The sequence below is a fragment of the Burkholderia aenigmatica genome, assembly GCF_902499175.1.
GTDB lineage: Bacteria > Pseudomonadota > Gammaproteobacteria > Burkholderiales > Burkholderiaceae > Burkholderia > Burkholderia aenigmatica.
This window is the reverse complement of the sequence record NZ_CABVQC010000101.1, coordinates 1-21,723: the sequence shown is the minus strand read 5'-3', so window position 1 is coordinate 21,723 and position 21,723 is coordinate 1. Positions and strand designations below refer to the sequence as shown.

Genomic DNA, 21,723 nt, shown 5'->3' with positions numbered 1-21,723 from the left:
GCGCGCGACATCTTGCAGAAGGTCATTCGCGCCAACAGTCGCTTAAGTTCCAAACAGAACGGAACACTGCACTAGCATCCAGCGCCGCGTGATCGAGCGCGCGCCGTCCGCGCCGATCACGAGATCGGCGTCGACGCGCTCGCCGTTGTCGAACGCCAGCGTGACGCGATCGGCATGCTGCGCGAGATCGGTCAGCCGATGGCCGAGATGGATGGATTCGAGGCCGACCGCCTTCGACAGCACGGCCTGCAGATCCGCGCGATGCACGCCCCAGTACGCGCCGCCGAATTGCCGGCGATAGTCGGGGTCGCCGCGATGATGGCCGATCACCGCGCCGCTGCGGCCGTCGCGATAAACGAGCCCCGGGATGTCCGCGCACACCGCGTCGAAGGCCGCCCGCAAGCCCATGCGCTCGTAGAAGCGCGTCGCGTTGGCCGACAGCGCGACGGCTGCGCCGACTTCGCGCAACACCTCCGTCTGTTCGTAGAGCTGCGCGTCGATGCCGTGCTCGCGCAGCGCGAGCGCGAGCGTCAGGCCGCCGATCCCGGCGCCGACGATCGCAATCTTCAGGTTCGTCTGCATGATGAAGGTGTCTCCGATGTTCCGATGTGAGATCTGCGGCTCGCGCAGCGGTCATGTCGATTGCATGGCCGTGTCGGTATTTTCAGGAGCGGACTTTCATCCCGCAATAAAATGACTGGAATCTGCTTCATCACTGGAAGCAATGAATCCGGCAAGGCGAAACCCATGGAACTGAGCGATATCGACCTCAATCTGCTGCTGCTTTTCCAGCGGCTGATGCAGGAGCGGCGCGTATCGAGCGTCGCCGAGCAGATGAACATGAGCCAGCCGGGCGTGAGCAACGCGCTCGCGAAGCTGCGCCGCCGGCTCGGCGATCCGCTGTTCGTGCGCGGGCCGGGCGGCGTGGTGCCGACGCCGTTCGCGCTCCGTCTCGCGGAACCCGTGTCGCACGCGCTCGCGACGCTGCATGCCGCGCTCAATCCCGAGACCGGGTTCGATCCGCTGCGCGCCACGCGCACGCTGACGATCGGCATGACCGATATCGGCGAAGTCGTGTTCCTGCCGGCGCTGCTCGAACACCTGTCGCAAGCGGCGCCGGGCATCGCGCTCAATACCGTGCGCAACACGAGCGTCAACCTCGGCGACGAAATGGCCGACGGCCGCGTCGATCTCGCGATCGGCCTGCTGCCGCAGCTCAAGGGCGGTTTCTACCAGCGCCGGCTGTTCGATCAGCGCTATGTGTGCCTGTTCCGGCGCGGGCATCCGCTCGAGGACGCGCCGCTGACGGTCGACGGGTGGCGCAATGCCGAGCATCTGGTCGTCGTGTCGGCCGGCACCGGTCACGGGCAGGTGGACGAATGGCTGAAGCGCCGACGCGTGACGCGCCAGGTGCGGCTCACGGTGCCGCATTTCATGAGCGTGGGCTACATCCTGCAGCGCACCGACCTGATCGCGACGGTGCCCGAGCATCTCGCGCAGCAGCTCGCCGCGCCGTTTTCGCTGGGCTGGCGCGCGTTGCCCGTCACGCTGCCGGGTGCGCCAATTCACATGCTCTGGCATACGCGGGTCAATCAGGACGAAGGGAACCGGTGGCTGCGCGACGTGGTCGTCGATCTGTTTGCGGAGACGGGCACGCGGGCAAGGAAGACCGCACCGGGCAGGAAGAAGTAGTCGAGGTCGTCGCACTATCGCGCGTGCTTTACGATATCGCGTGAACCGCTGCGCCACGCATTTCGACTACATTGCCGAAGTGGCCCGGTCATCGTTCATCCGCAGCCTCACCCGTCACTCAACCCGCAGGAAATCAAGCCATGTCTGTCTCGAAGTCGAAGAAATTCGCAGCTGTCACGGGCGCCGGCTCCGGCATCGGTCGCGCAGCGGCCATCGCGCTCGCCCAGGCGGGATTCACCGTCGCGCTGCTCGGGCGCAAGGAGGCGTCGTTGCGCGAAACGCAGGACGCGATCCAGGCCGCCGGCGGCGACGCGCAAGCGTTTCCTGCCGACGTCACCGACGAAGCATCGGTCGACCATGCGTTTGCGCAGATCGCACAGCAGTTCGGCCGGCTGGACGTGCTCTTCAACAATGCCGGCCGCAATGCGCCGCCGGTTTCCCTCGACGAATACGATTTCGATGTGTGGAACAGCGTCGTCGCGACGAACCTGACCGGCGTCTTTCTGTGCGCGCGGGCCGCATGGCGCCTGATGAAAGCGCAAACGCCGCAGGGCGGCCGGATCATCAACAACGGTTCGATCTCTGCACATGCGCCGCGCCCCGATACGATCGCGTACACGGCCACCAAGCACGCGGTGACCGGGATCACCAAGTCGCTGGCGCTCGACGGCCGCCGCTACAACATCGCGTGTAGTCAGATCGACATCGGCAACGCGGCAACGTCGCTTACGGACCGGATGACGCAAGGCGTCCCGCAGGCCGACGGCAGCCTCGCGCCTGAGGCGCGCATGGACGTCACGCATGTCGCGAACGCGATCGTCCAGATGGCGAACCTGCCGCTGGACACGAACATCCTGAACATGACGATCATGGCGACGGCCATGCCGTTCGTGGGACGCGGATAAACGCTGCGGACATGGCCGTCGCCTGAAGGCGCAACGCTGCTCGTCGTGCTGACGCCGCCGGGCCAACGCCGGCGAAGCCGCCGTCGCCGTAACCCGGCGCCTTCCGTCAGCCGGTCCTGGCTTTCTTGGCCGTGGCCGGCGGCTTGACGATGACGAACTGACGGCGATCCTTGCCCCTGATCCAGAGCGGCGCATTACCGCGCCCGCTCCACTCCTTCCCGCTCGCCGGATCGCGATAGCGCGCCGGCAACACTTTCACGATGTACGAACCCCGGCTGCCATTGCGGCCGACCAGGTCGCGATGCTTGATCGCGTAGGTATCCATCAGCGAGTGAACCTCCGCGATCGCATCGACACGTTCGCGCGCGCGTGCGCGCTCGATTTCCTCGTCCAGTTCGGCCAGCTCGACTACGAGCTGTGCATAGGTCTTGCTCGCGCTCATCTTCTGCTTCCTGCCCCGCATCCGCATGCTAACCGGCATGATTCGTATGACTAACTGACTGTTTCACGTCGCCCCGTGACGACGGCATTCACTCGATCGGCAAACGGCTCGCGTCGGTGCAACGAAGCACGCGACACGAGGGCAACGACACGCCGCCACACACCGGCACACAGTGCGTGCCCCCGCGACGGCACGATCGCCCGCCCGAAACGATCCCCGCTCGGACATCCGGCGACACAATCGCGCCCTGCATTTCACATATCAAGTGATATTTGAAATGCAATCGTAATGGTATCTATCTTAAATATCAACTGATATCCTGCCTGCCATGAACATGGCCCCCCTTCCCCCGCGGCTGAGTCGCGAAGAAAGCCGCTTGCAGACCCGCGCCCATTTGCTCGCCGCGGCAAAGCGGCTGTTCGTCGACCGCGGGTTCGGCGCCACGTCGCTCAGGGATATCGCGGCCGAGGCCGGCTATACGCAGGGTGCGTTCTATTCGAACTTCGCGAGCAAGGAGGCGTTGTTCATCGAACTGATGCGGGAGCGCTCGAAGACGCAAGTGGCCGCGATCGCCCAGGCGCTGAGCGACCCATCCGCGTCCGGGGAGGACATCCTGAATGCACTGGATGTCTGGTCGCGGACCGTCGATGCCGAGCCCGAGTGGTCGGTGCTGGGCGTCGAGTTCAAGCTTCTGGGGCGGCGCAACCCCGCTTTTGCCATCGCGTCGCAGGCATTGCTGGATGCCCATTGCGATGGCCTCGCCTATTGCATCGAACAGATTTTCGCGCGGCTGAAGAAGGTGCCGCCCGAACCGCCGACCGTCCTCGCCATTGCGTTCATGGGGCTCTCGCAGGGCCTGTCGCTGCAGCAGTCGATCCTGTCCGAGGTGCCGATCGGGCACATGATCATGGTGTTCCTGCGCAGCCTGCTGGCCACGGCCGCGCCGGTGCGCTGACCGGAAAGGTCGCGCGCGACCCGGCAGCGACCGGCTCCGCGGCGGAGCCGGATCGCGCGTGACACCATTCGACCCGTTGCGGCCGTTCGGCATACGCGATGACGCCCGTGTCCGGGCAGTGCCGCCGCGCCGTTCACGAACGCCGCGATGCCGCAACGACGCGCCGGCTGCGGACGGCCGGCGTCACGCGCGCAGGATCTCCTCGGCAACCTGTTCGAACGGCACGCGCCCTTGTCGAAGCTCGACCGTGTCGTCGCTCCCGAAGTCGATGTGACCGCTGTTCAGCCCGCGATTCAGTTCGATGAATCCATCGATTGCCGCGGTCGAGAACGGATTCATCGCGAGTACCCCGGCCCACGCGGACGGCTCGAGCGCCACCGGCCGCACCGGTCGATTCAGCGCACGCGCAAAGATCGCCGCGATGTCGCCGGGCGAATACGCCATCGGCCCTGCCAGGCCGATCTTCCGGATGCCCGCCCAGTCTTCACGCAAAAGATCCGCCGCGATGCGGCCGATATCCTCGGTTGCGACCATCGGAATCGCGCGCTCGACCGGCACGAGCAGGCTCGGCAGAATACCTTGCGTGCGAACCGGATCGACGACGCGCGCCCAGTTCTCCATGAAATACGCCGCGCGCAGGAACACGACCGGAATGCCCAGTTCCGCCAGTCGTTGCTCGGCCGTGCGATTGGTCGCGATCACGCCGGTGCCGTCCGGCCGATCCGCGCCGACCGACGACAGCAGCACGAGTTTCGGCAAGCCCGCCGCGCGCACCGCGTCGGCGACGGCACGTGCCGTCACGTCCGCGTGTTCGAACAGGTTTTCCAGCGCATAGTTGGGCGGCTTGACCAGATACGCGCCGCGCGCGCCGGCGAATGCACGCGTCAAGGCCGCGGCGTCGGCCAGATCCGCGACCGCCACTTCCGCGCCCTGCGCCGCCCAGCGCGCCGCCTTCGCGCGATCGCGCACGACCACGCGCACCGCGACGCCCGCATCGATCAGGGCCTGGGCCGCGACGGCTCCCGTGCGCCCGGTGACACCCGTAACAACGAACATGTGTTCTCCCGTCAGACGCTCCACCCGTTGGAGCGATGACTTCGATGATGTAGGCTGGCATCACATAACTCAAATGCATACCAATCATGTCCAGCATGCACGAAGTGGATTTGCGCGCCGTCGATCTCAACCTGCTCAAGCTGCTCGATGCATTGCTCAAGGAGCGCAGCGTCACACGGGCCGGCGCCCGGCTCGGCCTGACGCAGCCGGCGGCAAGCCGCGCGCTGGGCCGCCTGCGCACGCTGCTCGACGATCGCGTCGTCGTGCGCACGCCGAAGGGGCTGGAGTTCACGCCGCGCGCGGCGTCGCTCGCGTTGCGCGTGTCGCGTGTGCTGACGGAAGCGGCCAGCATCGTCGCGCCGGCCGTATTCGATCCGGCTACCGCGCGCGGACAGTTTTCGATCGCGAGCCTCGATCACATGGCGCTGACGCTGATCCCTGACGTGAATGCGCGGCTGGAGCAGCGCGCGCCCGGCATGGATCTCGACGTGCCGCCGTCACGCGGCAACAACGTCGAACTCGTGGTGGACGGCACGGCCGGTATCGCACTCGGCGCGTTCGACGACGACACCCTGCCGGCCGGCATCTATCGTCGCAAGCTCTACGACGACAGCCTGGTCTGCCTCGTCCGCAACGGACATCCGGCGCTGTCCGCGCGGCTGACGCCGAAGCGCTTCGCGGCGCTGTCGCACGTGCTGGTGACGATCGGCGGCCGCGGTGGCGAGCGGGTCGACGCGGCCCTCGCGCAGCAAGGGCTGCAGCGGCGAATCGCGATGCGGTTGCCGCATTTTCTGGTGGCGCCGATGGTGGTCGCGAAAAGCGACATGACGCTGGTGCTGCCGCGCCGTCTCGCGCGGCACGTCGCGCAGTCGATGCCGGTCACGCCGGTGCCGCTGCCGGTCGAGGTGCCGCCGTTCGCGTTGACGATGATCTGGCACGAGCGCACGCACGACGATCCGGCACACGGGTGGCTGCGCCGGCAGATTGCCGAGCTCGCGCAGGACATGGCGTCGTAGCGCGCGACCGCGATCGCTACCCGCGGTAGCGCAGTGCGTCGACCACCAGCGAAAACGCGGGGGACGCATGACGGCGGCTCGGGTAGTAGAGGTAGTACGGCTCGTAGGTCTTGCGCCAGCCCGAGCCCGCTCAGCGCGGCATCGCGCGCCGACCCGATGCCGTTGCCGACCGGCTGACCATCGATCTTCACGCGCTGCGCGTGAAAGACTTCCGCTGCGCGGTGGACTACCTGGTCACGCTCCCGTTTGTGGACGAGCAACGGATCGGCGTGCCGGGCGGCGAGCCGGGCGTGTCCGGTTCGTACCGCGACGGCTTCGACCTGTACAACCGCGCGCGGTCGAGCGAGAAGACGCTGCAGATCGTGCCCGGCGCCACCCACTATGACCTGTACGACCAGCCTGCGCCGACCAGCCAGGCGCTGGAGCAGTTGGAGCCGTTTTTCCGGAAGCACCTGGGGGCGTAACGCGACGGCTTCTACCCGCTGCGAGCCGGGCGGCCTGCCGGCCTTGCCCGGACGTGACACGGTCGCCGGCCTCTTCCGCCGCACCATCCCGTGCCGCGATAGTCTGAGCTGACGTACTGAAGAGGACGGCAACGCAACCGGCATTGCCGTCCTCTTCGCATTGCTTCACCGCAAGTCGAGTTGCGCCTTGAGAATCGCCTGCGCGCGGTTCTTCACGCCCAGCTTCAGATACACGTTCTTCAGATGAAACTTCACTGTGTTTTCGGACAGGAACAGCTTCTCCGAAATCTCGCGATTCGATGCCCCGCTGCACAGCAGCCGCAGGATTTCCTGTTCGCGCTGCGACAGTGCGCCGTACCACGCCGCCGTATGGAACCGTTGTTCGGATGCCTGCGCCGTATGCGGCATCTCCGCGTCGGGCGACTGGTCGAGTAACGCGGCCAGTTCGGCGCCTTCGTCGAGCAGCGCGCGTCGGCAGCCGCCGGCATTCGCCGTTTCGCGTACGCCCTGCAGCGTTCGCAGCGCGAGCCGCGTATGCCCCTGCCGATGCTGCACCAGCGCCTGCAGCACGTGCAGCTTGACCGACAGCAGCGGCCGCGCCGGCGTGATCGCCAGCGCGACCTTCAGCAACTCGCCGGCCCGGTCGAGTTGCTGCCGGAACAGCGCGAGCCGGATACGGCCGAGCAGCCGCCCGCTCAGCATCTCGGTGATGGGAATCCATACGGGATCCGATGGCGACGCGTCGTCCGTCACGTGCTGCAGCAGCGCATCGACACGCGCCGCATCGCCGCTGCGCCCGGCAAAGTAAAGCCGCTCCCACGCGATCATCTGGCGCACGCCTGACCACTGGCTCTGAAAGCTCAGGCGCTCGAGCGTGTCGAGCGTGTCGCGCGCCTGGATCATCCGGCCACGGGCCGCGTGGATGCGCGCGATCGAGACCATCGACAGCGCGATGAATTCCGGCACCGCCGCCAGCGCGATCTCGTCCTCGAACTGGGCCGCCAGCCTTTCCCCGATGTCGAGCGCGTCAGCCTCATAGCACGCCCAGATCCGCGAGGCCGCCAGCGCTACGGCCGCCATCCCGCGATTCACGTAGGGCCACGGCCGCGAGCCCGACGTCGCGCGCGGCGCTTCGGTCGCGAGCCTCGGTTGCCCGCTGGTGACCTGCAGGATGCAGCGCAGCGCGAGTGTGTATCCCTGGCTGAACGCTGCCTGCGCATGATCGTTGTGGCTGTTCGCCAGCACGAGCATGTGGTGGATGTCCTCCTCGTTCCACGTCGCCATCGCGCTGAACGTCAGCAGGTTCGCGGCGGCGCCCAGTTCGAACGCCTCGAAGATGTCGCGCGCCGGCTGATGCAGCACGGGGATGTTCGCGAGACGCGCGGCGCCGCGCAGATCGTCGTTGAACATCGTCGCCATCGCCAGCACGACGTCCGGATTGTGCACGGTGCCGTCATGTTCGCCCGCTCGCGTCTGGTCCAGGTACGACAGCAACGGATGCGTCGGGCTCCCGCGACGCAGGAACACGAGCGCCCATGCCACCTTGATCGCGAGACTGCGATTGCCGAGCACTTCGTTCAACGGAAGCCGGTCGAACCAGACCACCACCGTGGCCAGCTCCGCGCCCGCGATCAGCCGCGATGCCCATTCGTCGAGCGTGCGCACCGCAAGCGCGTACTCGCGCGCCTCGACAGCGTGATACATCGCCTCCTCGGGCACGCCGTGGCGCACGTACCAATGCGCCGCGCGCCGGTGCACGTCGAGCACGCCATCGGGATCGTCCTGGGCGAGGCGGTCGGACAGGAAGCGCGCAAACAGGCTGTGATACCTGTACCAGCCCGGATTGCCGTCGAGCGCCTCCAGAAACAGGCCGTCCTGCTCCAGCCGCTGCAGCATGGCGTCTGCGTGATGCGCGCCGGTCGCCTCCGCGCACAGCGATCCGTTCAGGCGTCGCAGCAGCGAGGTTTTCAGCAGAAACACCTGCACGTCCGGCGGCTGCAGCGACAGCGTGTTTTCCGACAGGTAGCGCACCAGCTCCAGCGGCCCGCAATCGCGCATCTCGTCGACCGTATGCCAGGGATTGCCGCGCGCAAGCGCAAGCTTGAACAGTTGCAACCCCGCCGGCCAGCCCTCGGTGCGCGCCTGCACGAACGACGCGATATCCGCGTCGAGCACCCCGTCGTCCCGGGCGGTCATGAACTCGACCGATTCCTCGGGCGAGAAACGCAGGTCCTCCATCCGCAGCACCAGCGCCTCCTCGGCGACGAGCAGCGTGCTCACGCCGATGTCCGGCAAATTGCGCGACCCGATATAGATCCGGCAGCGGCCTGGCAGCGCGCGCAACAGGTCGCGCAGGAAACGCAGGATCGCGGGATCGCGGATCCACTGGAGATCGTCGATGCACAAGCCGATCGGGCCGGGAATCTGCCCGAATCGATCGAGCACCCAGTCGATCATGTTGTCGGTCGTCGCCGGCGACTGCTCGGGCGCGGGGCCGCCCGCGTCCGCCACCATCTGCGTGACCAGCGCGATGAAGTACGTTTCGAAGCGGCGCGGATCGTTGTCGTTCTCGTCGAGCGTCAGCCATCCGACCGTCCAGCGCTTCGCGGTGCCGATCTCCATGATCTGCCGAAGCAGCGTGGACTTGCCGCTGCCGAGCGGCGCGTGCAGGATCACGACGTGCGGCACGCCGAGCCGCGTCACGCGTTCGAGCAACGCGTGACGCACGATCGCGCCGCGTCGCGCGGCAGGCGGGGAAAACTTGTGCTCACGCAAATCCACGCCGTCATGACGCACGCTGCGCGGGATCGCATTTCGGGAAACGGTCACGATCATCCGGGTGAAGGGTCGGGTCGATCATCCTGCCGCATTCGCGCGGCGGCTTCAAGCCGTGGCATCGCCGTCCGGCACCGCACGCGCGTCCGGCAGCGGCGGCGTCCATCCACCCACCCGGGAAAACGCGGAGAACGCTGCAAACGGATTACAACAGTAAGGCCGCAGGCATGCCTCCGGTTCATGAGCTGCGGGGTCGTCATCGGCTGTCGCGGCGGCCGCTTCGGGAAGCGAGGCTGTGGCGATCATCGCGGCACCTCGGCGGCAAACGCGACGTACGCTTCGAGCGCGGCCGGATTGGCCATCGCGTCACGGCTCGCCGCCTGCTCGACCGGACGCCCCATCAGGATCTTGCGCACCGGCACCTCCATTTTCTTGCCCGTCAGCGTGTACGGTATCTGGTCCATCGCGACCATCGTGTCCGGCACGTGGCGCGGGCTGCACAGCGTGCGCAACCGTTCGGCGATGCGCGCGCGCAGCGCGTCATCGAGCGTCTCGCCTTGGCGCAGCCGCACGAACAACGGCATGAAGAAACGGCCGCCCGGCAGCTCGCAACACACGACCAGGCTGTCGGCCACCTCGTCGATCTCCTCGACGACGCGATAGATCTCCGCCGAGCCGATTCGCACGCCGTATCGATTCAGCGTCGAATCCGCGCGCCCGTAGATGTAGCAGCCACCGTCGCGCGTCAGCCGCATGAAATCGCCGTGCCGCCATACGCCAGGGAAGGTTTCGAAGTACGACTCGCGATAACGCGTGCCGCCGTCGTCGTTCCAGAAGAAGATCGGCATCGACGGAGCCGGCTGGGTCACGACGAGTTCACCCACTTCGTCGACGACCGGCTGCCCGTCGTCGTTCCACACGTCGACCGCCATGCCGAGCATGCGCGCCTGGATCTCGCCCGCGTGGACCGGCAGCGAGGGCACCGCGCCCACCAGCCCGCTGCACAGCTCGGTGCCGCCCGATTGCGACGTGACCCACAGGTCCGGTTTCACGTTGCGGTAGAACCACGCGAACGTCTCGGGCGTGCTCGGCGCGCCGGACAGCAGCACGCTCCTGAGTGCCGACAGGTCGAACTGCCGCCCAGGCTCGATGCCCGATTTTTCCATCATCTGCACGAAGGTCGGACTGCCACCGAAGCAGGTGGCGCCGGCGTCGGCCGCGAGCCGCCACAGACACTCGGGGCCGCCGTGCATCGGGCTGCCGTCGTAGAGCACGGCGGATGCGCCGGTCAGCAGCGCGGCGACCAGCAGATTCCACATCATCCAGCCGGTCGTGCTGTAGAAGAACATCACGTCGCCCGGGTGCAGATCCATATGCAGATGCATCAGCTTCAGGTGCTCGGCCAGGATGCCGGCGTGACCATGCACGATTGCCTTCGGCAAACCCGTGGTGCCCGACGAGAACACGATCCACAACGGGTGATCGGCGCCGACCCGCTCGAAGCGGAACGTATCGGCCGGCACGTCGGGGCCGGCGAGCAACGCGTCCCACGCGTGCACCGCACACGGCAGCGACGCCGCGTCGGCCGGCATCGCGTCCGCCACGTTCGGCAGCCAGATGAGCGTCTGCAGCGACGGCAGCGCCTGCGCGATCTCGGCGACCTCGCGCCGGCGGTCGAATACCTTGCCGCCGAAGTGGTAGCCGTCGGCGGCGATCAGCACCTTCGGCGCGATCTGCTGGAAACGGTCGACGACGGTGCGCACGCCGAAGTCGATCGCGGCCGACGACCATATCGCGCCGATGGCGGTGGTCGCGAGCATCGCGACCGCGCACTCGGGCACGTTCGGCAGATACGCGACGACGCGATCGCCTGGCGCCACGCCGAGCTCGCGCAGGCGTGTCGCGAAGCGTCGCACCTGGCTCGCGAGATCGGCAAGCGACATCGTTTGCAACGGTCGAATTTCCGACGCGTAATGGAAGGCCGGGGCCGCACCCGCATGCGCGGCGTTCTGCAGCACATGCTCCGCGTAGTTCACGCGCGCATCCGGAAACCAGCGCGTATGCGGCATCGGTGCGCCATCCGTCACGCGTCGCGCCGAGCCGTCGTACCGCACGCCGTACCATTGCCAGATCGACGCCCAGAACGCGTCAGGCTCACGTACCGACCAGCGCCACAGTGCGTCGTAGTCCGCACAGACCAGATCGCGATCGGTCGCGAGCCAGTCGAGATAGCGCGCAAGATGGGAGCCGCGTACGAATGTCTCGTCGGGCGTCCACAGCAGTTCGCCTTCGTTCACCATGTCAATCGCCTTTCATGTAAGCACGCGAGCCGTTCGAGAACGGTCTCCGGATGCGCCGCAGCGGGAATGTCGGCCACGTCGAACGCCTTGGGTTCCGGCGCCGGCAGGCCGCCGTCCTGCCAGAACGCGTCCGGCACGACGATACCGGCCGCGCCGTGCCCGCATCGCGCTGGCGCGATCGTAAAATCCGGCCCCTGGCCGTCGGCAAGCGTCACGGCCGCCGGCCATTGCATTCCCCAGTCCCAGCCGTAATGCGTCGCGACGTTCGCGACGGGTTGATAGAGTTCGAGCCACAGCGCGGTTTCGTCGGCCGCCCACGTACGCGACTCGCGCAGCAGCACCGCGTCGACGCCCGCCGTCGCGAATACCCTCAGGAAATCCGCGATGCTCGACGCCGCCGCATCGGCGGCGTCCTCGTCGACCTCGCCGCTCGGCGAACCGCCTGCCGACGCAAGCGCCAGCGCCGCCCAGTCGCGTGGCGACGGCAGCACGAGCGCAAAGATCGCATCGGGCAACGCCGCGCGCAACGCGCCGGCCAGCGCGGCCGCATGCTCGCGCAGCGGCATGCTCGCGAGACACGCCTTCAGCGGCAGATGCGCGCGCTTCGTGTTCGCGGCCATCGCATCCGTCAATGTCGTGTCGCGCGTCGACCATGCCGCGGCAAGATCCGCCAGCGGCAGCGTGAGCACGTCCGATCCGAGCAATCCGTGCGCCTGACGCGCCCACGCGACGCACGCGGCACTGTCGAGCCACGGCGCGCTGCCGCCCGCGAGCAACGGCACGCTGTAGCGATCGTGATTCAGCCAGAGCGGCCGGCGTACCCGAGCGGGTTCGATGAGTCGAGACATGATGCCTTCCAGTTCAGCATGAGGCCGGGCGGCCGTCGATCACGCGACCGCCGCCCGCCCTCCAGGAAAAAACGTTCGGCGCGACGGCTCTCGGCCGCCGCGCCTCGGCCGTGGCGCCGGCTTATGCTTGCGCCGTCTTGCCGGCCAACTGCGCCTCCAGCTCCGCGATCCGGACATCCTTCGGATCGAGCATGAATGCGCCCTGTATCGCGTCCGCCGGCATCCTGACGCGCTGGCCCAGCGTCGTCGCGTAGATCTCGGTGCTGTCGTTCCAGCTACCGAAGTACGGCAGCGTCACTGGCGGCTCCGGCGTCACCCACGCGTCGCAGAACGCGTCGAACGGCTTGCCGCGCGCGATCCGTGCGAGCCGTTCGGCCGCCCGCGCTTCTGCCGTCGCCTCGATATCCACGACCAGCGTCTCCTCGTCGTAGACGACCTTGTAGATGTCGCGTGCGTTCTCGTGCGACATCAGCTCCTCGCGAAGATCCTGCATCACGAGCGCCGGATCGCGTTCGAGCACGTCGCCATAGCCGCCGCCCGAGCCCTGGCAGATCATGTAGATCTCGCCCTCGTTGCAGATCTCGAACGTCATGCCCATGTCGTGGCTGCTGTACTGCGCGCCCGGAATCGGCCGCTTGTTCATCAGCTCGACGATGTCGAAGGTGTCGACGGCCTTCGGGTTCTCCTCGAGCACCTTGAAGATGTTGATGCCCTTGATCTTCATCAGCTGGTAGCTCGGGCACGAGTAGCCGCCGAACAGCCCCTGCGCCGACGGGAACTTCGAGCCCTCGCAGCCGGTCATGAAGCCCCACAGCCCCGAGCCGCGCGCGGTCGCGATCTGCTCGTAGCCCATCCCGCCGCGATACTTGCCCCAGCCGATCCGGTCCTTCGCGAGCCGCTGCGCGCCGAGACGGATGATCGGCGTATCCTCTTCCGCGATCTCGTGCTCGCCGGTGTCGCACATGAAGCCGAACACCGGCGAAATCGAATGCTCGCCATCCGCGTGGCTGCGCGCACCCTGCCCGTTGCCGTTGATGTCCGCGCAGAAGTTGCCGGTCACGTCGCCGTGCTGCGTCAGGCCGCCGTAGATGAACGTCGCCGCCTGGTCGTACTGCGACGCGATCACCGCCGAGTAGCGGTGCGGCAGGCTGTAGCTCAGCTTGTTCATCGGAATCGTCCACACGACGCAACCCTTGAACAGCGGCATCAGGCTCATCGCCTGCGGCATCTCGCCTTCCGCATCGAGGATCGAGTTGCGATCGGTGATGATCTCGATCGGCGACAGCACGGCCATCGTATGCGGCAGGTCGGGCCAGATGTTCTGCAGCAGGCCCGTGCACAGCGCCGCCTTGAACGACGCGATGTTGGTATTGACCGAGCGGTTCATGAACTGCGGCGCCGAGCCGCGGAAATCCATCACCATCCGGTCGCCCTTCACGGTGATCGCGCACGCGATCTTCTGCAGCGCGTTCTCGCGCAGGCTCGAATCCATGAACTGCAGCACCCGCGTGGTGCCGTCGGGCAGTTCACGAATCCGGCGGCGCATCTCCGTTTCGACGTCTTCCAGGTGCGTGCGCAACGTGCCGATCAGCGCGTCGCGGCCATACTGGTCGAGCAGCGCGATGATCCGCTCGCGCAGGCGCAGCACCGCGTGCAGCTTCACCTTCATGTCCTCGAGCTGGAGGCGCGGGTCGCGCACCGAGTTCTGCAGGAACGTGACGAGGTCGCGCTTCAGCTCGAAGTTCTCGACGATCTTGAACGGCGGCATCTTGATGCCTTCGTCGTACTTGCTCTCCGCCTTGGCCGGCAGCCCGCCCGGTTCGGTCGAGCCGTTCTCGCCCTCGTGGATCGTCGACGACAGCCAGCACACCAGTTCGCCCTTGTAGAACAGCGGCATCATCATCGACTGGTCGGTGTTGTGGATGCCGCCGTAGCGCGCGTCGTTGTGAATGAAGCCGTCGCCGTCCTTCACGCCGACCGTCGGGTCGTTCACCCAGTTCTTGATGATGAAGCGGATCGGATAGAAACAGCACGCGGCAAACGCGATGATCCCGTGCGGTGCGATCATCGACAGGTCGCCCTGCGCGGTGTAGATCGCGGTGACCAGGTCGCCCCACTTCGCGCCCGGCGCCGCGCCCATCTGGTTCACCATCGTGAACGCTTCGGACAGCGCCGAGTTGATCAGCCCGCGCACATGGTGGACCTGGTGCGGGTCGACGCCGCGCGCCAGCACGTCGTTTTCCACCTTCGAGCGCGGCAGGATGCTGTGATTGCGCATGATCTCGGGATCGGGGCCGAGAAACAGCGTGTTGTCGGCGATGAACTTGTCGAGCAGCGCCCGGTCTTCCGCATTGATGTCGTTTTGCATGTCGAACTCCTTGCTTACTTGCGCAGGAACCACGCGCCGCCCTGGGCCGTCGCCTGATAGATCCAGCCCGGCTCGACGAGGAACGTCGTCGCGCGTGTCGTGATGACGGCTGGCCCTTCGATCTGCGTGCGCTCGGCACGCGCGCGGTCGTCGTAGATGGCGGTGCGTTGCGGCCCGTCGTGTCCGACGAAGTGGCAATCGCGATAGCCGACCGGCTCCGGCGGCGGCAGCGGGCTGTCGCTGACCGCGAGCTTCGCGAACTTCACCGACGGCTGTTCGACGTACGCGCAGACCCGCAGCGTGTTGATTCGCACGCCGGTTTCCGGGCTTTGCGAGCCGTCCCCGAAGCGCGAGCCGTAGCTCTCGTGGAACAGCTCCATCAGCGTCAGCACGTCGCGCTGCGTCTTCAGGCGCGAGATCGGCGTGACGACGGCCGTCTGCACGCGCTGGTTGCCGTAGCGCATGTCAAGTTCGAGCCGGTAGCGGATCTGCGACGGATCCATCCCCTGCCGTTCGAGATCCTCGCGCCCGCGGCGCTCGAGCTCCTCGACGCCGCGGTTGAACGTGTCGAAATCCAGGAAGAACGATTTCGTGTTCGGGTTGAACAGCACGGTCCACGTGTTCATCTCGTGGATATGCATCTGGTTCACCGTCCCCGCACCGCATGCGGAGAACGTCGACGAATACGGCGGCGCCAGCACTTTCGCGACCCCGAGCGCGGACGCGATCCCGCACGCATGCAGCGGCCCGTTGCCGCCGTACGCAAGCACCGTGAACGCCTTCGGCTCGAAGCCGCGCGTGCGCAATTCGGTGGCGATGCCGTTCGCCATCGACGCGTCGACCTGCTTCTTGATCAGCTTGGCCGTTTCGATCACGTCGAGATCGAGCACGTCGCACAGGTCGTCCTGCATCGCCTGCTTCGCGCGGCGCGGATTCAGCGGAATGCGGCCGTTCGCGTAGTTCTTCGGATCGAGATAGCCGAGCAGCAGGTCGGCGTCGGTGACGGTCGGATGCTGGCCGCCCCGGTCGTAACACGCGGGCCCCGGATCGGAGCCGGCCGACTGCGGGCCGATCTCGACCGTCTTGTACATCCGCTCGTAGCGCGCGATCGAGCCGCCGCCGGCCCCCAGCGCGACGAGGTGCACCATCGGCACACTGACGAGCCAGCGGTCGATCACCGGGTTGAAGTCGTAGAACTTCTGCCCGCCCTGCACGACGATCCCGATGTCGAAGCTCGTGCCGCCCATGTCGGTCGCGACGACGTTGCCCAGCTCGGCGGCCGCCGCCAGGTACTCGCTCGCGGCGATGCCCGACACCGGCCCCGAGTGAACGGTCTGCAGTGCGTCGGTCGAGTTGAGTTGCGCCATCCCGCCCGAGTTGTGATTGACCAGCATCGGTTTCGTATAGCCCTGCTGGCGCAGGTTCAGCTCCAGCGTGCCGAGCCCGTGGTACATGATCTGATGCAGGAACGCGTCGATGATCGACGACGTCGCGCGCGAATACTCGCCCTTGCGGCCGACCACCTGGTGCGACAGCAGCATCGGGATCGCACCGAGCATGTGCGCCGGATACTCCTCGAGGAAAATCTCGCGCACGCGCAGCTCGTGCACCGGGTTCACGACGCTGTTCGTGAACATCACGACGAGCGCCTGCGCACCGGCATCGACGAGCTCGCGGATGCGCAACCGCACGTCGTCCTCGTCGAGCGTCCAGAACACCTGGCCGACGTAGTCGACACGCTCGCGAATCTCGCGGATCAGCGGGATCGCCACGAGCGGCTCCGGGCGCGCCGCATTCGGAATGTCCATCTGCTCGTGCTCGGACAGCCCTTCCCCGTAACCGCGGGCCCGCGACAGCGGCACCGTGTGCTTGAAGCCCGTCGTGACGAGCAGGCCGACGCGCGGGCCCTTGCGCTCGATCAGCGCGTTGGTGCCGAGCGTCGTCGCGTAGCGCACCGAATCCACTTCGGACAGCAGCCGGGTCGGCGTCAGTTCGAGCTGGCGGCACGCGTCCGCCAGCGAATCGTTGAAGCCGACCGCCAGATTGTGGTGGGTCGTGAGCGACTTGCCTTCGACGCAATGATCGCCCCATGCCACGAAGCAATCGGTGAAGGTGCCGCCAATGTCGACGGAAACACGTTTCATGATCGAATCTCCCCGTGGCTCAAGTGGACGACGCGTCGGTGCCGGCACCGACCGTGTGACGATGATGTGCGGCTGCATGCAGCGCGCGCTGCAGCTTGACGCGTTCGAGTGCGAGATCGGGCGCCTGCGCGGGCTCCGTCATCTCGTCGCGATCCTTCCATTGCAGCTTGAGCGCGTCGATGTCGAGATCGATGTCGTGCAGCGGCGGATGGCCCGGCGGCAGATATTCGGCTTCGACGAGCACGCCGCACTCCGGGCAGTAGTACTCGAGAATCCGGCACCAGTCCGGGTCCGGCGAGTAAGTGCGCGCGTAGCGGTCCGGATCGAGCAGCGGCTTGTGAATCTCGCGCGGATCGCGATCGTGGACGAGCAGGCCGCGCTTGTAGTTGTCGCGCGCGCTGCCGTGCGCGTGACCGCAGCGCCGGCACTCCCACTGTTCCGTGCCGAGATCGATGCGCAGGGTTTCGGTAATCAGGACTTTCATTGTTCATTCTCCTTGCCGCGGCTGAGCAGGATGTCTCCGGCGGAATTGATGTCGAAATGCCAGCCGGCGTCGATGCGCCCCGTGAAGAACGCTTCCTCGAGTACCGCCGGGCCGGACGCGCGTACCGCGACGCCCTTCGGCTGATCCTCGACGCGGTACAGCGGCAGTTCGGTCTCGTGGCCATCGACCACGACGTGCCGCGTGCCGTGCGCCACCGCGGGCTGGTGGTCGGCCTCGCCGAAGCGGCCGTCCAGCGTCGCTTGCGGCATGCGCTTGATCGCGGTCAGCGACACGGACAGCGTCGCATCCGGCGCCAGCCCGGCCGGCAGCGTCGTGCCGGTCACCGCGTGCTCGGTACTCCGGCCGTCGGCGCCGGTCGCTTCGACCGTATAGACCAACCGGCAGTCGTCGATCGCCGCGTCTTCACCGAACATCGCACGTGACGCCTGCGTCAACAGCGTGTCCATCGCGGCAGCGAGTGCGCGGTCGGTCGCTTCGGCAAGGGGCGCCGAGAAGCTGTGACCCACGTCCGAAAAGCCGATTCCGTAGGCGGAAAACACGGCCGCCAGCCCCGGAATCAGCACCCGCCTCACACCGATCGCCTCCGCGACGCGGCACGCGACGAGCGCGCCCGCGCCGCCGAACGCGGCGAGCGTCGTGTCGGGCCGGATCGGCGAATACGCGGTGAGGCTGTCGGCGACCTTCTTCACCCACGCGGCTTCCATCGCGGACAGCGCTTCGAGGTCGCCCATCTTCAGCGGATCGGCCACATGCGCATGAATCGCCTGGCGAGCACGCGCCGGGTCGAGCTGCAGCTTGCCGCCGAAGAACGACGCGGGATCGAGCAGGCCCGACAGCGTGAACGCATCGGTGATCGTCGCCTGCGTGCCGCCCAGGCCGAAACAGGCCGGCCCGGGTGCGCTGCCGACGCTTTCCGGCCCGACCGCGATGCGTTCGCCTTCCACGCGGATGATCGAACTGCCGCCGACGCCCGCGCTGACCACGTCGCACAACGCGAACGACGTCGCGACGCCTTCGACGCTGCCGTGCCGGTCCGCGCGCACGCCCCGTTCGTCGACGACCCCGATGTCGGTCGTCGTTCCGCCGATGTCCATCGACAGCAGATGCGTCAACCCGTAGTGCCGGGCCAGCACACGCGCGCCTTCCATCCCGCCGCGCGGGCCGGAACTGTAGGTCTTCAGCGCGATCGTCTTCGCGACGCGTCCCGCATAGCCATCGTTGCGGAACACGAGCAGCGGGCTCTGCGCGCGCGCATCGCGCAGCTTCTGCTCGGCGCTGTAGAGAAAGCGCTCCATCGCCGGATGCAGGAATGCGTTGAACAGCGCGGTCCACGTGCGGCGCACGTCGCTCGCATCGTCGGCGATTTCGTGGGCATACAGGATCGGCAGCGCGCCGAGCAGGTGCGGCGGAAAGCTGCGCAGCAGCCTGCGCTTCAGGCGCTGTTCGAGTTCGACGCGGCGCGGGCCGCCGATCGCCACGACGAGCCGGTTGGCCCCCGACGCGGCGAGTTCGCCGACCGCGCGAACCACGTCGGCCTCGGGCGCATCGCCGGACAGCGTGACCGCACGGCTGCCGATCACCGCGTCGAACAGGCCTGCGGCGCCGTCGGCTTCGCGCACTTGCTCAGCCGACAGCGTTCCGCCGACCACGAGCCCGAGTCGCGGCCCCTTGCGCTCCACGAGCGCGTTCGTCCCCTGTGTCGTCGAGTAGCGGATCGCGGCCGTCGACAGCAGCAGCGCCTCCAGGTCTTCATTGCCGTAAATCGCCACGGACGCCTTGCGCAGCCCGTCGAACAGGCATTGCGACAGGTCGTGCGGCGTGGTCAGCGTTTTCGTGCGGATCACGTTGCCGCCATCCATCACGCAGATGTCGGTCAGCGTGCCGCCGTTATCGATGTTGATCAGGCGATGCCGCGCAGTCCGTGTGCCTGACGTGCCCGATACCGCGGGCTGGATCGAATCGGTTGGGATTGTCATGAGCTCTCTCGCTTCGTGATCGGCCGGTTCAGGCGCGGCCCGGCTGCCGTGCCCGCGCGGCACGATGCATGTCGATGGGCGCGCGCGGTTCCGTCATGCAACCGTGCGGCGTCGGAAAAGGAAGGGAATGCACGTCGTCTCCTGTTTGTTCATGTTCGTCGTGGAATCAGTGTAGGCATCGGCCCGTCGGCCGCCGCCACCCGTCCGGGTAGTTATCGGGTATGGATTGCCCGTATCGGTCGCGCGCGTCAGGCGCCGGCCGACGCGTTCGCGCCCGCCCGCTCGATCGCCGGCTTCACGCTGTCGATCGCACCGCCGCCGTCGCACGGAATCACCGCGCCGGACACGTACGACGCATACGGCGACGCGAGAAACAGCGCGAGATTCGCAATGTCGTCGGTCGTGCCGAACCGGCGCAGCGGCACGGCCGACTCGGCCAGCGCGAGTTCGTCGTCGGTGCGGGCGATCAGCTTGCGAAAGCCTTCCGTGCCGTCGATCGGGCCCGGCGAGATCGCGTTGACGCGCACGCCGTCGGCGCCCCATTCCAGCGCGAGCACGCGTGTGAGCTGGTCGATGCCGGCTTTCGCCGCGGATGCGTGTGCCTGATGGCGCATCGGCACCGTCGCCTGCGGCGCGGTGATGCTGATGATCGATGCGCCCGGCTTGCGCAGATGCGGATAGGCCTGCCGCATCACGTTGAACGAGCCGACCAGGTCGATATCGATGACCGTGCGGAATCCGTTCGCCGACATCGCATTCGCGTCGCACAGGAAATTGCCTGCCGCGCCCGATATCAGCACGTCGATCGGGCCGAATTCGCGCGCCGCGTCGCCGAGCGCGGTGCCCACCGCGTCGAAATCGCGTACGTCGGCGCATGCGCCGTACACCGACGCATGCGTCATGCGCAACGTCTGCACGGCCGCGTCGACGTTCTCGCGCTTGCGGCTCGCCACGCTGACAGCCGCGCCGCATCGCGCGAATGCTTGCGCGATGCCGAAGTTGATGCCGGTCGTGCCGCCGAAGACGAACACGTGGCGTTGCTCGAAACCTAACTCGATCTGCATGCTGCCCTCCTGTCGAACCCTGGGAACCGCATCGTCAGAACAGGTGGCGCACGCCGAGCACGGTGCCGAACGTCGACCCGTTCGCGCCGTACAGCGCGCCGTTCGTCGACAGCCCCGTGTTCATCTTGCCGTGGTTGTTCACATAGCCAAGCTGCCCGTACAGCAACGTTGCCTTCGACAGGCTGTACGTCAGCCCTGCCGCCGCCATGATCGAGTGATTGTTCGTATCGTTGCCGTCGCTCGTGTACCAGACGCCGGCATCCGCGCTCACGACCGGCGTGAACTGATAGGCGGCACCGCCGCCGTAGACGCGGCTGTCGAACGAGCCCGCGATCTTGTAATTGACGTACGCGGCTCTCACCGTGAGCGCGTCGTACTGATAGCTCGCGCCGAGCGTGCGCCCGGTAAACGGCACCGTGCTCGGCACCGGCGTCGATGCGGCCGTGCCGCCCGCATTGCCGTTGTACATCGCGGCGCTGACGAGCAACGGCCCGTAGGTGTAGTTGAGGCTCGCCGAATACTGCCGGCCCGCCTGGAAATCGCCGGCCGTGCCGCCGAGCGCAAGCATCGCGCTGCCCTGGAAGCCCGCCACCACCGGGCTCGTGTACGAAATCGCGTTCGCGTTGAAGATCCCGGTCACGAGCACGCCGCCGACATAGATCGGCACGCCGCTGCCGAAGTACGACACGCTGCGCGCGTCGGTGGCGATCAACGACAGCACGAACGGCGAGAACTGGACGCCCGCCTTCACGGTGCCGTAGGTGCTCTCGATCCCCACCCACGCCTGCCGGCCGAACAGGTTGCCGTTCGAATCCGCATAGCCGCCGTTCGACACGTCGATGCCGCTTTCGAGCGTGAAGAGCGCCTTCACGCCGCCGCCGAGATCCTCGGTGCCTTTCAGGCCGAACAACGACGGCGTCATCCCGCCGGTGATCATCGAGACCTGATGCCCGGCATTCAGACCGGTCTTCGGATCGATCGCCTTGCTCGTATAGAGGATGCCGGCGTCGACGACGCCGTAAAGCGTGACGCTGCTTTGCGCATGCGCGGGCAAAGCGGCGGCGGCCAGCAGGATGCCGGCAGCGGACGCGAAACGTTTACCGGACGGGATGGTCGTCATCGGGGATGTCTCCTGTTCTAGTGTAGCGTTCGATTCTTGATTGAACGTAAATGAATCGCCTGCCTCCAACGTCTACTTTGGTTTGCATTGGAG

At 67.0% G+C, this 21,723-nt stretch carries 16 protein-coding genes and 1 pseudogene; 5 read left to right on the top strand and 12 right to left on the bottom strand.

The genetic code is table 11. The features are described from left to right. Window positions 1–51: 51 nt before the first annotated feature. Window positions 52–582 (bottom strand): annotated as a pseudogene (locus tag BDO18943_RS39925) (FAD-dependent oxidoreductase); the annotation flags it as partial. 165 nt (window positions 583–747) lie between these two features. On the opposite strand from BDO18943_RS39925, the gene BDO18943_RS39920 reads away from it, so the two are divergent. Both BDO18943_RS39920 and BDO18943_RS39915 read left to right on the top strand, forming a co-directional pair. Next, the gene (locus BDO18943_RS39920) at window positions 748–1,692 is read left to right on the top strand and encodes a LysR family transcriptional regulator (protein ID WP_175026462.1); all 945 of its coding nucleotides are present in this window, start codon (window positions 748–750) and stop codon (window positions 1,690–1,692) included. A 140-nt stretch (window positions 1,693–1,832) separates the two neighbouring features. Beyond that, on the top strand, window positions 1,833–2,597 hold the full coding sequence (locus BDO18943_RS39915) for an SDR family oxidoreductase (RefSeq protein ID WP_175026461.1): 765 nt from the start codon (window positions 1,833–1,835) through the stop codon (window positions 2,595–2,597). 106 nt (window positions 2,598–2,703) lie between these two features. On the opposite strand, the gene BDO18943_RS39910 is transcribed toward BDO18943_RS39915, so the two are convergent. Beyond that, window positions 2,704–3,039 (bottom strand): H-NS histone family protein, encoded by a 336-nt coding sequence (locus BDO18943_RS39910; RefSeq protein WP_235996312.1) that lies wholly within the window; start codon window positions 3,037–3,039, stop codon window positions 2,704–2,706. A 376-nt stretch (window positions 3,040–3,415) separates the two neighbouring features. On the opposite strand from BDO18943_RS39910, the gene BDO18943_RS39905 reads away from it, so the two are divergent. Beyond that, the gene (locus tag BDO18943_RS39905; RefSeq protein WP_235996311.1) at window positions 3,416–3,994 is read left to right on the top strand and encodes a TetR/AcrR family transcriptional regulator; all 579 of its coding nucleotides are present in this window, start codon (window positions 3,416–3,418) and stop codon (window positions 3,992–3,994) included. Window positions 3,995–4,177: 183 nt separating this feature from the next. Here BDO18943_RS39905 and BDO18943_RS39900 read toward each other — a convergent pair whose 3' ends face one another. Next, a complete protein-coding gene (locus tag BDO18943_RS39900; RefSeq protein ID WP_175026458.1) occupies window positions 4,178–5,050 on the bottom strand; it encodes an NmrA family NAD(P)-binding protein in 873 nt (290 codons plus the stop codon). Window positions 5,051–5,136: 86 nt separating this feature from the next. Here BDO18943_RS39900 and BDO18943_RS39895 point away from each other — a divergent pair, with 86 nt between their 5' ends. Beyond that, entirely contained in the window at window positions 5,137–6,066 is a 930-nt protein-coding gene (locus BDO18943_RS39895) for a LysR family transcriptional regulator (RefSeq protein ID WP_235996310.1), read from the top strand. A gap of 110 nt (window positions 6,067–6,176) precedes the next feature. Continuing rightward, the gene (locus tag BDO18943_RS39890) at window positions 6,177–6,530 is read left to right on the top strand and encodes an alpha/beta hydrolase family protein (RefSeq protein ID WP_205187835.1); all 354 of its coding nucleotides are present in this window, start codon (window positions 6,177–6,179) and stop codon (window positions 6,528–6,530) included. 165 nt (window positions 6,531–6,695) lie between these two features. Here BDO18943_RS39890 and BDO18943_RS39885 read toward each other — a convergent pair whose 3' ends face one another. From BDO18943_RS39885 to BDO18943_RS39845, 9 genes are all read right to left on the bottom strand, one after another. Beyond that, window positions 6,696–9,365, bottom strand: a complete 2,670-nt coding sequence (locus BDO18943_RS39885; RefSeq protein ID WP_175026457.1) for a LuxR C-terminal-related transcriptional regulator — start codon at window positions 9,363–9,365, stop codon at window positions 6,696–6,698. Window positions 9,366–9,607: 242 nt separating this feature from the next. Continuing rightward, window positions 9,608–11,605: an acetoacetate--CoA ligase gene (locus BDO18943_RS39880; RefSeq protein WP_175026456.1), complete on the bottom strand. Its 1,998-nt coding sequence runs from the start codon at window positions 11,603–11,605 to the stop codon at window positions 9,608–9,610. Continuing rightward, the gene (locus BDO18943_RS39875; protein WP_175026455.1) at window positions 11,599–12,453 is read right to left on the bottom strand and encodes a hypothetical protein; all 855 of its coding nucleotides are present in this window, start codon (window positions 12,451–12,453) and stop codon (window positions 11,599–11,601) included. Before BDO18943_RS39875 ends, BDO18943_RS39880 begins: the two co-directional genes overlap by 7 nt. Window positions 12,454–12,574: 121 nt before the next feature. Then, window positions 12,575–14,821 (bottom strand): hydantoinase B/oxoprolinase family protein, encoded by a 2,247-nt coding sequence (locus BDO18943_RS39870; protein WP_175026454.1) that lies wholly within the window; start codon window positions 14,819–14,821, stop codon window positions 12,575–12,577. Between the two features lie 14 nt (window positions 14,822–14,835). Beyond that, complete coding sequence (locus BDO18943_RS39865) at window positions 14,836–16,965, bottom strand: hydantoinase/oxoprolinase family protein (protein ID WP_175026453.1); 2,130 nt, start codon at window positions 16,963–16,965, stop codon at window positions 14,836–14,838. Window positions 16,966–16,984: 19 nt separating this feature from the next. Then, on the bottom strand, window positions 16,985–17,449 hold the full coding sequence (locus tag BDO18943_RS39860) for an acetone carboxylase subunit gamma (protein WP_043177211.1): 465 nt from the start codon (window positions 17,447–17,449) through the stop codon (window positions 16,985–16,987). After that, window positions 17,446–19,446 carry a hydantoinase/oxoprolinase family protein gene (locus BDO18943_RS39855; RefSeq protein ID WP_175026452.1) on the bottom strand — a complete coding sequence of 667 codons (2,001 nt, stop codon included), beginning with the start codon at window positions 19,444–19,446 and terminating at the stop codon, window positions 17,446–17,448. Before BDO18943_RS39855 ends, BDO18943_RS39860 begins: the two co-directional genes overlap by 4 nt. Window positions 19,447–19,694: 248 nt before the next feature. Then, window positions 19,695–20,510 carry an SDR family oxidoreductase gene (locus BDO18943_RS39850; protein ID WP_174956224.1) on the bottom strand — a complete coding sequence of 272 codons (816 nt, stop codon included), beginning with the start codon at window positions 20,508–20,510 and terminating at the stop codon, window positions 19,695–19,697. A 34-nt stretch (window positions 20,511–20,544) separates the two neighbouring features. Beyond that, complete coding sequence (locus BDO18943_RS39845) at window positions 20,545–21,630, bottom strand: porin (RefSeq protein ID WP_051889637.1); 1,086 nt, start codon at window positions 21,628–21,630, stop codon at window positions 20,545–20,547. Window positions 21,631–21,723: the final 93 nt, after the last annotated feature.